The following is a 13,895-nucleotide window of genomic DNA, read 5'->3' as shown; positions in this document are numbered from 1 at the left end:
CCGAACCGTGCCCACGGCACTACACGCCCGGATATGCCCCGCCGGTGAGGGCCGGCAGGGGTTCGAGGGCCGTGTGCCAGGCGGGCGGGAGGGCCGCCACTCCCGTGCGGGCGGCGATGACCCCGCCCGCGATGGCGCAGGTGGTGTCGATGTCGCCGCGCCCGCCGACGGTGGTCCACAGCCCCTCGTGCAGGTCGTCGAGGTGACCGGCCGCGCACCACAGGGCGAAGGGCACGGTGTCGGGTCCGGACATGCGGTACCCCGAGCCCGGGACTTCCGCTGCGTGCCGGACGGAGGTGTGCTCGGGGAGCCGGGCCGCGACGCGGAGTCCGGAGCGGACGTCGCCGACGGGCAGTCGGTCGGCGACGGCCCGCAGGAACGCGGCGCGCGCGGGCGCGGGGCCGCCCCGGCCACCGGCGGCCAGGGCCGCGGCGACCGCGACCGCCACCGCTCCGCCGACGGCCTCCGGGTGGTGGTGCGAGACCTCGCTCTGCCGGGCGGCCTGCTCGGCCACGGCGTCCAGGTCCGCGGCGAGCCAGGCCCCGAGCGGGGCCACCCGCATGGCGGCGCCGTTGCCCCAGGAGCCCTGGCCGCCGAACTGCCCGGCGACCACCTCCCGCCAGGGTTCGCCGGCGCCGATCCGCCGGAGCACGTCGTGCATCGAGGCCCCGTAGCCGCGGTGGGTGTCCTCGGCGTAGGCGGCGGCGAGGCGCAGGGCGAGGCGGTCCCGGTCGACGGTCCCGGCACCTTCGGCGAGTTCCCGGATGAGCACGAGGGCCTGCGCGGTGTCGTCGGTCCACTCCCAGAGGGGCTCCGGGGGCGGGACGCGCGCCGCGAGCGCCGTCTCGCCCTCGCGGCGCAGGATCCCGAACCAGCGGTCGCCGAAGGCGTCGCCGAAGGCGAGTCCGGCCAGGGAATCGAGGGCGGTGACGGGGAAGTTGCTCATCGCCCCAGTGTCGCGACCCGTGTCCGGACGGGCATCGGAATTACGGCGGGGCGGTGGAACGGCCGTGGCGGCCGTCCCCGGTCGGGGACGGCCGCCACGGTGGGTCGGACGGGAGGGGTGCGGTGGTCCGTCAGCGGCCCTGGAGGGACTTGACGTTGTCGCCGAAGCCCCAGCCCTTCGAGCCGTCCCAGTTGATGGACCAGGTCATCAGGCCCTTGAGGGAGCCGCTGAAGGCGTTCCAGGACTGGCTGACCAGGCTGGGCGCCATGTGGCCGCCGCCCGCGCCGGGCTGGGCGGGCAGGCCGGGGACCTGCTTGTCGTAGGGGACCTTGATGGTGGTGCCCTGGATCACCAGGCCGTTGTTGAGGCAGGTGGTCTGGGCGGTGAAGCCCTGCACGGTGCCCGCGGAGTAGGAGTCGCCGGAGCAGCCGTACATGCTGCCGTTGTAGTACTGCATGTTCAGCCACCACAGGCGGCCGTTGTCGGCGTACTTCTTGATGATCGGCAGGTAGGAGCCCCAGATCGACCCGTAGGTGACGCTGCCGCCGGTGACGTACGCCGTCTCGGGCGCCATGGTCAGGCCGAAGCCCGCGGGCATCTGGGCCAGGACCCCGTCGATGATGCGGATCAGGTTGGACTGGGAGGCGGACAGGGTGTTGATGTTGCCGCTGCCCGACAGACCGGTCTCGATGTCGATGTCGATCCCGTCGAAGTTGTACTTCTTCAGGATCGGGACGACGGTGGCGACGAAGCGGTCGGCGACGGTGCTGGAGCTGAGGTCGATGCCCGCGGTGGCGCCGCCGATGGACATGAGGATCGTCGCGCCGGCCGCCTTGGCCTGGCACATCTCGGCGGGGGTGGCCACCTTGACGCCGGTGTCCATGCCGTCCTGCCACAGCACCGTGCCGTCGGAGAGGATCACCGGGAAGGCGGCGTTGATGACGTTGTAGCCGTGGGCGGCGATGCGGCTGTCGGTGATGGGGATCCAGCCCATGCCGGGGTGGACCCCGTTCGCGGCGCCGTCCCAGTTCTCCCAGTACCCCTGGAGCACCTTGCCCGCGGGCTTCGGCTTGGTCGGGCAGGTCTCGCCGGGCGGCTGGCTCGTCGGCGGCTGGCTCGTGGGCGGCTGCGAGGTCGGCGGCTGCGAGGTGGGGGGCTGCGACGTGGGCGGTTGGGAGGTGGGGGGCTGGCTGGTGGGGGGCTGCGAGGTGGGCGGCCGGCTGGTCGGCGGCTGCGTGCCGCCGGGGCCGGAGAGCGACACGTCGTCCGCGTAGTAGGCGGGCTGGCCGTACCAGCCGTGCAGGTAGACCGTCACCGAGGTGGTGGTCGGCCCGGTGGTGAACCCGACGCTGAGCGGTCCGTACGAGGCGCTGCTCGGGGTCCACGTGGAGGTGGTGCCGGACAGGCCGGTGCCCGTGGCGCCGAGGTAGACGTAACTGCCCTGGACCTGCGCGCTCAGCGTGTACGAGGAGTTGGGCTGCACGCTGACGGTCTGGGTGCACTGGGCGTGGTCCTGGCCCGTGGGCGTGGCCTTCAGTGCCGAAGTGCCGGACTTGACCGGGCTGTTGACGGCCGCGCCGGAGCCGCCCGCACAGCTCCAGCCGGAGAGCCCGCTCTCGAAGCCGGGGTTGGTGAGCAGGTTGGCCGCGGCGGAGTCGGCGGTGGTGGCGGCGCCCGCCGTCACCGACCCGGCCACGGCCAAGCCCGCGGCGATCACGGAGATGGCGCTGAGTGCGGCGAGCGAACGCCGGGTGGTGCCGGGGCCGTTCCCGGTGTCGGGACCCGTGCCGCTCCCGGTGCCGTGCGGCGGCGTGAGCGGGGATCGTGGCCTTCGACGGAACATGCGGTGCTCCCTTCCCGCCGAACGCCATGGCCATGACAGGCCCATGGGGGGCGTGACGCCCGGCTCTGGATCAGGTGGGGACATGTGGGGCTGTGCCGGTCCGGATCGTAGGAGCGGGCGAGGGATGCGGTCAATAGGTCTGGACCAATGGGTGTGCGGGGTGACCCGCGCGTGCCCGCGCGGTGACCGGCGGCCCCCCGGTCCGGAGGCCCGTCGGCGACCGCCCGGACCCCGGCCCACGGGTCCGCGATCTCGTCGGTGGGACCCGCCCGTCCGAACCCCCCGACCGACCGCCAGCCCTTCAAACCCCCGTTCGTTTCACCACTCGAAACGGTGGTGATGTGATCAGGCCATTCCTTCTGCTGTCCGACAGTCGTACGGTCGCCGGACCTGCCTTTCCTTAGGGTGAAAGCGGGGGCCGAGCGGACTGAGGAGGAGACGGGCATGGGGGCGGAACGGGAAGCCGAGAGCTGGATGCTCAGGGGCGCGTGCCGCGGGGCGGACCCGGACGAACTGTTCGTGGAGGGCGCCGCGCAACAGCGCGCCAAGGCACTGTGCGCGGGTTGCCCGGTACGCACCGAATGCCTCGCGCACGCCCTCGACCACCGGATCGAACACGGGGTCTGGGGCGGCATGACCGAACGCGAACGCCGCGCCCTGCTGCGCCGCCGCCCGCTGGTCACCTCCTGGCGCGGACTCCTCGCGGCGGCCCGCTCGGAGTACGAGGGCCGGGCCGCGACGCCCGGCGGACCGAGCCCCCGGGAAGAAGCCTGGCGCCAGGCCGGCTGACCGACCCGCGCGAACGGCGCGTGCCGCGTGCCGAAGTGGGGGCGGGGGTGGTGTGCGGGGGTGACGTGCAGGTGTGCGGCGTGGGTGCGGGGGTGGGCTCCTCGGGGCGTTCGAGGATGAACCGCATGACCCGGACGACCCGCATGACCCGGACGACCCGCATGACCCGGACGACCCGCATGACCGTGCACACCGCCGCCGCCTTCACCCCCGCTCCGGACGCCCCGCTTCCGGAGCGGGTCTGGTACGCGTCCTACGGCTCCAACATGCACGTGGACCGCCTCGCCGCCTACCTCGTCGGCGGCGCGCCGCCGGGCGCCGACCACCGCTACCCCGGCTGCCGCGACCCCCGGATGCCGGAGCGGTCCCTCGCCGTCGAGGCCGACGGCTGCCTGTACTTCGCGACGGAGTCGGCGGTGTGGGGCGGGGGCCGCGCCTTCTACGACCCGGGAGCCCCCGGGCGGATCCGGATGCGCGCCCACCTGCTGACGGCGGGCCAGTTCGCCGACATCGCGGCGCAGGAGATGGGCCGGGCCCCCGGCCGGGACCTCGACCTCACGGAGGTACTGGCCACGGGTCGGGCCGCGTGCGGCCCGGGGCGGTACGAGACGCTGGTCTGCCCCGGAGCGATCGAGGGCGTGCCCGTCCTCACCTTCACCGCCCCCTGGGCCCTGCGCGAGGTGCCGGCCGCCGCTCCTTCGGCGGCGTACCTGGGGCACTTGGCGGGCGGTCTGCTGGCCGCCGGCCCCTGGCGGCCGGACGAGGTCGCCGCCTACCTCGCCGGCCGTCCGGGAGCCGCCGGCACCTGGACCCCACCCCGGATCCTCGGCCTCCTCCCGGACCCGCCGACGGAGCGGCCCACCACGCGGAACGCAGGCGTCCGGAACGAGGCCGTCCGTGACGCGGCCGTGCGGAACGTTGCCGTCCGGCGGCCGTCCCGCCCGGCCGAGGGCGAAGATCCGGCCAATCTCCGCAACCCGCCGGGGCCGCCCTGACGGCCCCCACCGGGCGGGGGTTCGGCCGGTTCAGTCCCGGAGGGTGCCGTCCCAGCGCCAGTCGGTGAGGCGGGGCCGGCCGGGGAGTTCGGTACGCCCGGTGGCCCACAGGAGGGTGCTCCACGGGTCGGTGTCCGTGGGCGCCTCCGGGAACAGCCTTGTCAGCACGCGGGAGCACAGCCCGGCGGGCGGGTCCCAGGGCAGCCCCAGCCCCTGGGTCAGGTCATGGGCGTGGACCAGGGTCTCCACCAGCCCCATGGCGGCGAACCCCTCCGGATCGGAGATCCCGAACCCGTGGTACGCGCGGGTCTCCGGCGACGCCGTGCGCACCATCGCGACGAGCAGGGCGCCGCTGGCCTCCAGGACCTGGAGCAGTCCGGCCGGCCCGGCCCCGCGGTCCGCGTGGACGGCGTTCGCCGGGCCGCCGGGCCGCCGGCTCTCCCAGACGAAGGGCACCTCACCGTCCAAGGGCGGCTTGCGGGGCCCCAGTTGGACGGCGTAGGCGAACAGGTCGTCGCTCAGGTGCTCGACGGTCTCCCAGCAGTCCCACTCCAGCGGACCGGCCGGCTCCGACCACGCCTCCGGGGGCGCCGCGCGGAGCGCCGCGACGCAGAGCTGCACCCCTAGGTCGAGGTCGTCGGCGGTGACGGGCCGCCGGCCGGACCCGGCTTCGGAAGCGGGCTCGTTCGAGGGCCGCGGAAGTGACTCGGACGTGGTGTCTGATGCGTGTGACATGGCCCGGACGCTACCCCCGCCGCCCCCTGACCACCGCCTCCTTTTCCGAGTCCTGCCGTGCCCTTCCGCCCGCGGGCGCGGGATTGCCCGAGCGGGTTCGCGAGGGGTCCTCCGGCGGGATCCCCGGCGGGATCCCCGGCGGGATCCCCGGCGGGATCCCCGGCGGCAGAAACGGAACTGCACTCTCTTGGCTGACGTAGCGTTGAAGAACGGTCGCGGTGGGCGACGGACTTCGGAGGGCTGCTGGGTGGACATCACCTTCATCGTGGGGACCGGCCGCTGCGGGTCCACCATGTTGTCCCGGGCGTTGCAGGCGCATCCCGGGGTGCTGAGCATGAACGAGTTCTTCACCTCGCTGGCCTGCACGGGAGAGGCCCCGTTCCGGGGAGAGGCGTGGACGGGGCCCGAGTTCTGGTCCGTGCTGAGCGGGCCGGCCCGGCCCCTCGACGCGATCGCCGGCTCCCGCCACCCGATGCCGGAACTGCTCTACCCCTACGGGCGGGGGCGCTTCACCCCCGAGACCGGGGTACCGGCGATCTCCCACATGGCGCTGCCCGCGCTGGGCCCCGACCCCGACGCGCTCTACGACGAGCTCGCGGCGGTGGTGCCGGGCCGGCCCCGCTCCACTCCCTCCGAGCACTACCGCGCGCTCTTCGCCGAACTGGCCGCACGGGCCGGGAACGCGGTGGTCGTGGAGCGGTCCGGGGCCTCCCTCGCCTTCCTCCCCGCGCTCCGGGCCCTGTTCCCCGAGGCCCGATTCGTCCACCTGCACCGGTCCGGGCCCGCCGTCGCCCTGTCCATGAGCCGGCACATCGGCTTCCGGACGCTGCTGTTGAGGACGGAGGCCATGGGACTGCTCGGCCTGGACTCCCCCTTCGCGATCGGCCCCGAACACGCCCGGGAACTCCCCGAGCGGCTCGCCCACCTGGCCGGCGAGGTGGACTGCGACCTGGTCATGCGGACCCCGCTGCCGCTCGCCGCCTTCGGGGGATTCTGGTCGGGCCTGATCGGGCGGGGCGTGGCCGAGCTCGTCGAACTGCCGCCGGAGCGGCGGATGTCCCTGTCGTACGAGGAGATCCTCGACCGGCCCGAGCACCACTTCGCCCGACTGGCCGCCTTCGCCGGGGCCGAGGCGCACCCGGACTGGCTGCGCGGGGCCGCGGCGTCCGTGGTCCGCGCCGAGCGGCCGCCCGTCACCGACGCCGACACCCTCGCCGCCTGCGCCCCCGGGGAGGAGGCCCTGGAGCGCCAGGCCCGCCTCTTCGGCGCCGCGGCGGGGCACTGAGGGGCCGGCCTCGCCGCCCCCGGCCCCTGCTCCCGCTGTCCCTCCGTCAGGCCGCCGTACCCGCCGCGCGGTCCGCGCGGGCGCGTTCGCGGGCGCGTTCCGCCCGTCGGGTCAGGAGGGTGGTGCGGTGGGTGGGGTCGGTGGCCAGGGTGAGGGCGGTCCAGGCCATGGCGAGGCCGCCGTCGAGAACCGCCCGGTCGGCGGCGTCGGTGGTGCCGTACTTCGTGAAGTCGGGGTGGTGCATGATCGTGTCCCCGCAGTCGTAGCCGATGGTGGGGTGGATGGCCGGCAGCAGGTGGGAGACGTTGCCCATGTCGGTGGAGCCGGCCCGCAGGCTCGGGTCGGCGGGCGCCGGTCGGCGGCCCAGGGCTTCGGCGGCCTCGCGGTAGGCCGCGCTCATCGCGAGGTCCTGGCGGAGGTCGGCGTAGTCGTTGCCGACGGTGGCCAGGGCGAGTTCGGCGCCGGTGGCCAGGGCGCCCGCCTCGAAGCAGGCGCGGACCCGGGCCCGCAGTTCGTCGAGTTCCTCGCTGGTGCGGGCCCGGCAGTCGTACAGGGCGGTCGAGCGGTGCGGGATGACGTTCGCGGCCTCGCCCGCGGAGGTCACGATGCCCGAGACCACGGCCTCCGGCAGCAGCTGCTGCCGGTACGCGGAGATGGCCACCTGGGCGATCATCATGGCGTCGGCGGCGTTGATCCCGCGGTGCGGCATGGCCGCGGCGTGCGCGGGGACCCCTGTGTAGGCGACGTCGAGGCTGCTGATGGCGAGGGAGGCCATGCCCACGGCGTCCGCGGGGGCGGCGTGCACCATCATCGCGGCGTCGAGGCCGTCGAACGCCCCGGCCCGGATCATGTCGACCTTGCCGCCGCCGGATTCCTCCGCCGGGGTGCCGAGCAGTTCGACGGTGAGGCCCAGTTCGTCGGCGAGCGGGGCCAGGGCGAGGGCCGCGGCCACCGACGCGGCCCCGTTGACGTTGTGTCCGCAGGCGTGGCCGATCCCGGGCAGGGCGTCGTACTCGGCGCAGATCCCGATGACCAGGTCGCCGGTGCCCACGGTGGCGCGGACGGCGGTGGGCAACCCGAAGGCGCCCAGTTCGGTGGCGAAGCCGGCGCGCTCCGCGAGCCGCGCGATGCGGCGGGCCGCCCGGTGCTCCTCGTAGGCGAGCTCCGGGTCCGCGTGCAGCGCGTGGCTGAGGCCGAGGACGGCCTCCTGCCCGCGGGTCAGCGCGACCCGGGCGCGCTCGCGCAGAGCGGTGCCGGCGGCCGACGGGCGGGTGACGGGGGCGGTGGAGCGGGAGAGGGACAGGCGGGCGGGGGCGGACGGGCCGGCGGGGGCGGAGTCGGGGGTGTGCGGGCCGCCGGTGGGGAAGTCGGGGGTGTGCGTCATCGGGTCTCCTCGGGGGAGGGGCGGTGCAGGAGGGCCAGGGCGGCGCCGAGGACGGACAGGGCCGCGCACAGCGTCCAGGAGGTGGTGTAGGCGCCGAGGTCGGGGAGGGTCGCGCCGGGCCGGGTGTGCGCGGTGGACACTCCGAGGACCACGGCCGCGCCGAGGGAGCCGCCGACGCTGATGAGCAGTTCGTTGATGCCGGAGCCGACGGAGGTGCGGTGCGCGGGTACGGCCTCCACGGCCAGGGTGCGCGTGGAGTGCTGGAGCAGGCCGATGCCGAGGCCCGCGACGCCGTTGACGGTGGCGAAGGCGGCGACGGAGCCGTGGACGGCCACGGAGGCCCCGTACCCGACGGCCATCAGCACGGACCCGGCGACCAGGGTGCCGCGGTCGCCGATCCGGCCGGCCACGGCGGGCGCGAGGAGTGCGCCGAGGGCGATGGCCAGCAGGTAGGGCAGCATCGCCAGGCCGATGCCCACGGGGTCGAGGCCCGGCCCGTACCCGGTCTCCGCGCGGGCGGTGCCGTAGAATACGGGGTTGGCGATCTGCAGGCCGAACATGCAGGAGCTGAAGGTGAGCGTCACCAGGGACACCACGATCACCCCGCGTCGGGCGAACATCCGCACGTCGATCACGGGGTCCGGGGCCCGCAGTTCCACGCGGACCCAGAGGGCCAGCGCGAGGACCCCGCCGAGCAGGACGGCGAGGACCCGGACCGAGCCCCAGGCCCAGCCGGGAGTGCCGCCCAGACCGAGCCCGAGCATCACCGCGACCAGGCCCAGGCAGAGCAGGAGCGCGCCGGCCCAGTCCACCCGGCCCGCGGGCCGGGTGGCGGTCTCCGGCAGCAGCGGCCAGCTGATCGCGAAGGCCAGGGCCACGGCCGCGGCCGGGACCCACAGCGCCGCGGTCGGGCTGTCGACGCTCGCGGCGACGGCCCCGCTGGCGAACAGGCCCAGGGTCAGCCCGCCCACCAGGGCGGCCACCATCACGCTGATGCCGCGCCGGCTCTCGGAGTCCCCGCCGCCGGGACGGTTGCGGAGGGTGCCCACCAGCAGGGGGAAGAACCCGGCGATGGCGCCCTGGAGGATCTGTCCGACGAGCAGGGTCGTGAAGTCCCGGCTGATCCCGACGAGCACCGAACCGGCGAGGACCAGGGCCAGGTTGAAGCGCAGGATCCGGCGGTGGCCGTGCAGGTCGCCGAGGCGGGAGAGCAGCGGGGTGGACACGGCGGAGGCGACCAGGTTGGCCACGCTGATCCAGTTCAGATCGGCCGCCGTCACCCGTAGCACCTCGGTGAGGCTCTTCAGCAGCGGGGAGAGGAAGCCCTGGATCACGCCGCTGGACAGTTCCACCAGCAGGACGGAGACGAGCACGGCGCCCGCGGGCGTGGCTCTCGGACGGACACCGGGGGCGGGGCCGGTCAGCTGGACGGGGTGGGGCATGGGCGTCACCTGGGGGAAGCGGCCCGCGGGCCGCAGGCGGATCGGGAGGGCCGGAGGGCAGTCGCTCCGGCGAAAGGCCGGATCCGCCCTCGCTGTCACGGCCTGCCAGGCCCGGGGGCGGATCCGGGGACCAATGTCGTCGCCGGGCCCCGCCGCGGACAAGGGGCCCGGGCGCAGTCGGGCGATACCCGCGTCAGCCCGTCCGGGACGGCGCAATCCGGCGCCCGAGGGGGATCTCCGGCCGTCTTCGGACGCCGTTTCCGGCCTGCCTCCCCGGCCCCGTAGGGTCCCGCCCCGATCGTGGGGCGCGACGGGCTGACGGAACGGAACGGAGCGGAACAGGACATGACGGGAACAGGGACGGGACCGGGAAGCGGAACGGGGCCGGGAAGCGGGACGGGGTCTGCGGGCGGATCGGGGTCGGTCAGCGGGACGGGACCGGGCCCGGGCACCGCGGCGGGACCGGGCGGTGTCGCGGGCGCGGCCGGCGGCGGGCCGCTGCGGCTGGACGAGCTGGACCACGCGGTCCTGAAGGTGCTGCACCGCAGTCCGCGGGCCACCTTCGCGGAGGTCGCGGCGGCCGTGGGCGCGCACGAGCGCACGGTGGGGCGGCGCCTGGACCGCATGCTCGCCACCGGGCAGGTGTTCTTCGCGGCCGGGCTGATCCCCGAGTATCTGGGGGAGGGCATCACGGCCGAGGTGGCGCTGCACTGTGCCCCCGGCTCCCTGCGCGAGGTCGCCACGGCGCTCGCGGCCCGCCCGGAGACGCGGTCGGTGGAGGTGGCCACGGGCTCGCTGGACGTCTTCGCCGAGGTGCACGTGACCACGTACGCGGAGCTGCTGGAGCTCGTCGACGGGGTGCTCGGGGGGCTGACGGGCGTCGTGGACGTGACCAGCTCCCTGGTCCTCCAGCTGCTGATGACGGCCAGCGACTGGGCCCCGTACGACGACGAGCCCACCGACGTCCGACGGTGCGCGATGGAGGGGCGGCCGCTACCGGAGCCCCCGGAGCTCGACGCCCTCGACCGGAAGCTCGCCGCCCTGCTGCTGCGGGACGCCCGGATGCCAACGAAGAACCTGGCGGCGGAGCTCAACGTGGGCGAGACCACCGCCCGGCGCCGGCTGGCCCGGCTGATGGGCTCGCACGTGCTGCACCTCCGGCTGCACGCGGAGCCCGAGTTCCTCGGGTACCCGGTGGAGGCGCGGTTCCGGTTGGGGGTGCCGTACAGCCGCCTGGACGAGGCCGTGCGGTTGCTCGCGGCCGAACCGGCGCTGCGGCAACTGATGGTGACGTCCGGTCCGATGACGCTGCTGGGCTACTCCAGCCACCGCACGCTGCGCGATTTCCACGCCTTCGCGGCCCGCGTGTTCAAGGGGCTGGACCAGGTCAACGCCTCGGACACTGCGCTGCTGATGAGGAGCTTCAAACGGGCCGGGTTCACCGAGCCCGGGCCCTGACCGCGCGGGTCGGCACCTGGATCGACGCGTGGGTCGGCTCGTGGAGCGGTTCGGGTCAGCGTGGGGTGCCGAACGACGCCGCCAGGGATCCCGGGGAGCGGGGCCGGGCCGTGGCCCGGCCCCAGTCGGGGGACCAGCCGGCCCGTACGCCCCGGGCGCTCCAGCCGAACCCCGCCGCCCGGGGCACGTCGCGGCCCGCGGCCAGGTGCTCCTGGGCCCGGTGCCAGGCGGCGCGGGCCGCCTCCAGGGCCTGGCGGGCGTCGTCGGCGTGGCCCGTGAACACGTGGGAGCCGCTCCTTCCGCGGTCGGTCGAGACCATGGGGACCTCGACCGAGTAGACGGTGCGGACGGACATGCGGATCACCTCTGGGCGGACGGGCGGGCAGGGAGGGGTGGAGTGGTGGGGGGAGGGCAGCGGTGCGGAGAAGGGGACGGGGCGGGGGACTGCGGGCACCGGGGGTGCCGGTGGAGGGGGTGCCCCGGTGGACCTGCCGGGACCGTGCGGTCCAGCGGCGGCGGGGCGGTTCCCATCCGTCCCATGAACGCCCACGGGCGGGGCTCCCGGCAAGGGCCGGCGGAAGGAGCGGCGGAATGCGGCGCGAGCTGGGCCGCGGAGCCGTGATCCGGCCGACGGGGGGCCGTCGCGGGGCGCATCCGGCGCGATCGCCCCGGACGCGCTCCGGGAGCCCCCGACCACCCGACCTCCTGGAGGACCGGCGGCGCAGGGGCACCTCCGCCGTGGTTCCTTCGGCACTTCACCAGCTGGGCGGGGGGAATCCCCGGCCGTCCGGCCTCGAAGCCGGTGCTCCGCCAGGCCCGGGACCCCACTCCCTCCCGTCTCCTGTCCCGCTCTCCGTCCCGTCTCCCGTGCCGTTCTGCTCCAGGAGCGCGGCGCGGACGGCCTCGGGGTCCAGGTGGGGGAGTCCGCCCCCGGGCCGGGGCGCCGGACGATAGGGGCCGCCGTACGGTACGCCCGGGCCGGGGCCGTACGGTCCGGGACCGCCGTTCCCGGGGTGCGGTGCGGGCGGCACGGCTCCGTGGCGGGCCGGATCCCGTGGCGTGAAAGCCGACCAGGACGGGTCCCCGGGCGGGCCGCCCGGGGACGTCGGTGCGGCGGGCCGCGGGGTCGGTACGGCGTCCGGGACGTGGTCCTCGTCGGCCTCCGTGCCCCGACCGAGGTGGTTGAGCAGGACGTTGAGGAGGACCGCCACCAGGCAGCCTGCGGTGACCCCGGAACCGAGGACGGTGGACAGGGGCTCCGGCAGCCGCGCGTAGAGATCGGGCTGGGCGATCGGGAACAGGCCGAAGGCGAGCGTCACGGAGACGATCAGACCGTTGTGCCCGGTGCCCAGGGCCGCCTTGGCCAGGGTGCGGATCCCGGTGACGGCGACGGAACCGAAGAAGACCACGGCCGCCCCGCCGAGGACGGGCAGCGGGACGAGGGCCACCAGGGAACCGAGCACCGGGACGAGTCCCATCAGGACCAGGATCGCCCCGCAGCAGGTGACCACCCAGCGGCTGCGGATCCGACTGAACGCGACCAGGCCCACGTTCTGCGCGTAGGTGGTCGTCATGAAGGAGCCGAGGACCGCGCCCAGGGCGGTGGCGGCGCCCTGGGCGCGGAGGCCGCCGGCGACGGTGCGGCCGTCGGCGGGACGACCGACCACGGCCCCGAGCGCCATGAGGGAGGCGGTCGACTCCGTCATCGACACCAGCATCACCACCAGGGCGGTGGCGATCGCCGCGCCCTGGAACTGCGGGGCGCCGAAGGCGAAGGGCTCGGGGAGGGCGAACAGCGGTGCCTGGCGGAGGGGTTCGAGTCCGACCTTGCCCATGGGCACGGCCATGAGGGTGCCCACCGCCATGCCCAGCAGGACGGCGATCCGGCCGAGGAACCGGCCGCTGAGCAGCCGGTGCAGGGCCAGGGTGACGGCGAGGGTGCCGCCGGCCAGCGCGAGGTCGGAGGCCGAGCCGAAGTCCGGGGAGTCCGGGTCGCCGCCGCGGGCCCAGCCGGCGGCCACGGGCAGCAGGGACAGCCCGATGAGGGTGATGACGCTGCCGCTGACCAGCGGGGGGAACCAGCGCAGCAGCCGGGTGAAGACGGGGGCGAGGAGGAGGCCCGCGAGTCCGGCCACCAGCGAGGCCCCGAAGGCCAGGGGGAGGGCGTTCTCCGGTTCGGAGTCGGTGAGGGCGAGCAGTGGTGAGACCACGGCGAAGGAGACTCCGCCGGTCAGGGGCAGGCGGGAGCCGATGCCCCGCAGGCCGAGGGTCTGTGCGACGGTGGCCAGACCGGCGCACAGCAAGGCGGCCGAGAGCAGGGCGGAGAGGTGGGCGGCGGACAGTCCCAGCGCTCCGCCGATGATCAGGGGAGGGGCCGCGATGCCGGCGTACATGCCGGCGACGTGCTGGAGGGCGGCGGGCAACAGGCGCCGGACGGGCAGGAGTTCGTCCACCGGATGCGGTTCGTCGCCGGTGGGGTCCGAGGCGGCCGGGGGTCTGGGGGTGGGCTGGTCTTCGGCGCGGTGGGGGCCGCGGCGGGCGCGGGGGCGCATGGGCGTCCTTCGATGGGCGTGACGGCGGAGGTGCGTGTGCGGGGACGACGTACCGCGTACGGCTGCGGCGGTGCGGGGGACGGACCCGCACCGACGAACGGGGAGGAACCGGGATGCGGGCGGCACGGGGTGGGGCCCTCCGCATGGGTTCCGAGATACGGAAAGTGAATTCCGCTGTGGACTCGGCGGGACTCTAGGAAGCCCGCCACCGTTCCGTCAACTCCCCCAAGCGGAAGCCCACGAATTCCCCGGACTTCGGAGGAACTGACGAAGATCGATGGCGAGGGCGCCTCTGAGGATCCGCCCGTTTCCGGCGAAACAGCAGGTCAACGGCGGTTGCCGAGAACCGATTCCGGGTCCGCGCGGACGATGGCGGCCCCACCCGACCTGCCCGTATTCGCCCTTGTCCACCCGAGCCCCGCCCCGTGCCGGTCCCCCGCGGCCCTTGGCGGAGCCGGTGCGGCTC

11 protein-coding genes are annotated in these 13,895 nt (G+C 75.1%); 4 read left to right on the top strand and 7 right to left on the bottom strand.

Annotation, left to right across the window (positions count from 1 at the left end; translation table 11 throughout):
- Nucleotides 1-19: 19 nt before the first annotated feature.
- Entirely contained in the window at nt 20-946 is a 927-nt protein-coding gene (locus ABTZ17_RS05615; RefSeq protein WP_352194208.1) for an ADP-ribosylglycohydrolase family protein, read from the bottom strand.
- A gap of 130 nt (nt 947-1,076) precedes the next feature.
- Nucleotides 1,077-2,789, bottom strand: a complete 1,713-nt coding sequence (locus ABTZ17_RS05610) for a carbohydrate binding domain-containing protein (RefSeq protein ID WP_352194207.1) — start codon at nt 2,787-2,789, stop codon at nt 1,077-1,079.
- A 444-nt stretch (nt 2,790-3,233) separates the two neighbouring features.
- Between ABTZ17_RS05610 and ABTZ17_RS05605 the strand changes: the two genes are divergently transcribed.
- Complete coding sequence (locus ABTZ17_RS05605) at nt 3,234-3,578, top strand: WhiB family transcriptional regulator (RefSeq protein WP_352194206.1); 345 nt, start codon at nt 3,234-3,236, stop codon at nt 3,576-3,578.
- Nucleotides 3,579-3,703: 125 nt separating this feature from the next.
- Entirely contained in the window at nt 3,704-4,573 is an 870-nt protein-coding gene (locus ABTZ17_RS05600; protein ID WP_502994601.1) for a histone deacetylase, read from the top strand.
- A 30-nt stretch (nt 4,574-4,603) separates the two neighbouring features.
- Here ABTZ17_RS05600 and ABTZ17_RS05595 read toward each other — a convergent pair whose 3' ends face one another.
- Nucleotides 4,604-5,308, bottom strand: coding sequence for a maleylpyruvate isomerase N-terminal domain-containing protein (locus tag ABTZ17_RS05595; RefSeq protein ID WP_352194205.1), 705 nt, complete (start codon nt 5,306-5,308; stop codon nt 4,604-4,606).
- A gap of 247 nt (nt 5,309-5,555) precedes the next feature.
- Here ABTZ17_RS05595 and ABTZ17_RS05590 point away from each other — a divergent pair, with 247 nt between their 5' ends.
- The gene (locus ABTZ17_RS05590) at nt 5,556-6,593 is read left to right on the top strand and encodes a sulfotransferase family protein (protein WP_352194204.1); all 1,038 of its coding nucleotides are present in this window, start codon (nt 5,556-5,558) and stop codon (nt 6,591-6,593) included.
- 46 nt (nt 6,594-6,639) lie between these two features.
- Here the strand turns inward: ABTZ17_RS05590 and ABTZ17_RS05585 are convergent, their stop codons facing one another.
- The gene (locus tag ABTZ17_RS05585) at nt 6,640-7,977 is read right to left on the bottom strand and encodes an amidohydrolase (RefSeq protein WP_352194203.1); all 1,338 of its coding nucleotides are present in this window, start codon (nt 7,975-7,977) and stop codon (nt 6,640-6,642) included.
- Nucleotides 7,974-9,419, bottom strand: a complete 1,446-nt coding sequence (locus ABTZ17_RS05580; RefSeq protein ID WP_352194202.1) for an MFS transporter — start codon at nt 9,417-9,419, stop codon at nt 7,974-7,976. The genes ABTZ17_RS05585 and ABTZ17_RS05580 overlap by 4 nt, the downstream gene beginning before the upstream one ends.
- A 345-nt stretch (nt 9,420-9,764) precedes the next feature.
- On the opposite strand from ABTZ17_RS05580, the gene ABTZ17_RS05575 reads away from it, so the two are divergent.
- Nucleotides 9,765-10,877 (top strand): Lrp/AsnC family transcriptional regulator, encoded by a 1,113-nt coding sequence (locus tag ABTZ17_RS05575; RefSeq protein WP_352194201.1) that lies wholly within the window; start codon nt 9,765-9,767, stop codon nt 10,875-10,877.
- A gap of 55 nt (nt 10,878-10,932) precedes the next feature.
- Here ABTZ17_RS05575 and ABTZ17_RS05570 read toward each other — a convergent pair whose 3' ends face one another.
- Together ABTZ17_RS05570 and ABTZ17_RS05565 are read right to left on the bottom strand one after the other, a co-directional pair.
- Entirely contained in the window at nt 10,933-11,232 is a 300-nt protein-coding gene (locus tag ABTZ17_RS05570; RefSeq protein WP_352194200.1) for a hypothetical protein, read from the bottom strand.
- Nucleotides 11,233-11,632: 400 nt separating this feature from the next.
- Complete coding sequence (locus ABTZ17_RS05565; protein ID WP_352194199.1) at nt 11,633-13,429, bottom strand: nucleobase:cation symporter-2 family protein; 1,797 nt, start codon at nt 13,427-13,429, stop codon at nt 11,633-11,635.
- Nucleotides 13,430-13,895 lie beyond the last annotated feature (466 nt).

The sequence above is a fragment of the Streptomyces sp. NPDC097619 genome (assembly GCF_040302735.1).
Lineage (GTDB): Bacteria > Actinomycetota > Actinomycetes > Streptomycetales > Streptomycetaceae > Streptomyces.
The sequence above is the reverse complement of the archived record's forward strand: the minus strand, read 5'-3'. Positions and strand labels throughout refer to the sequence as shown.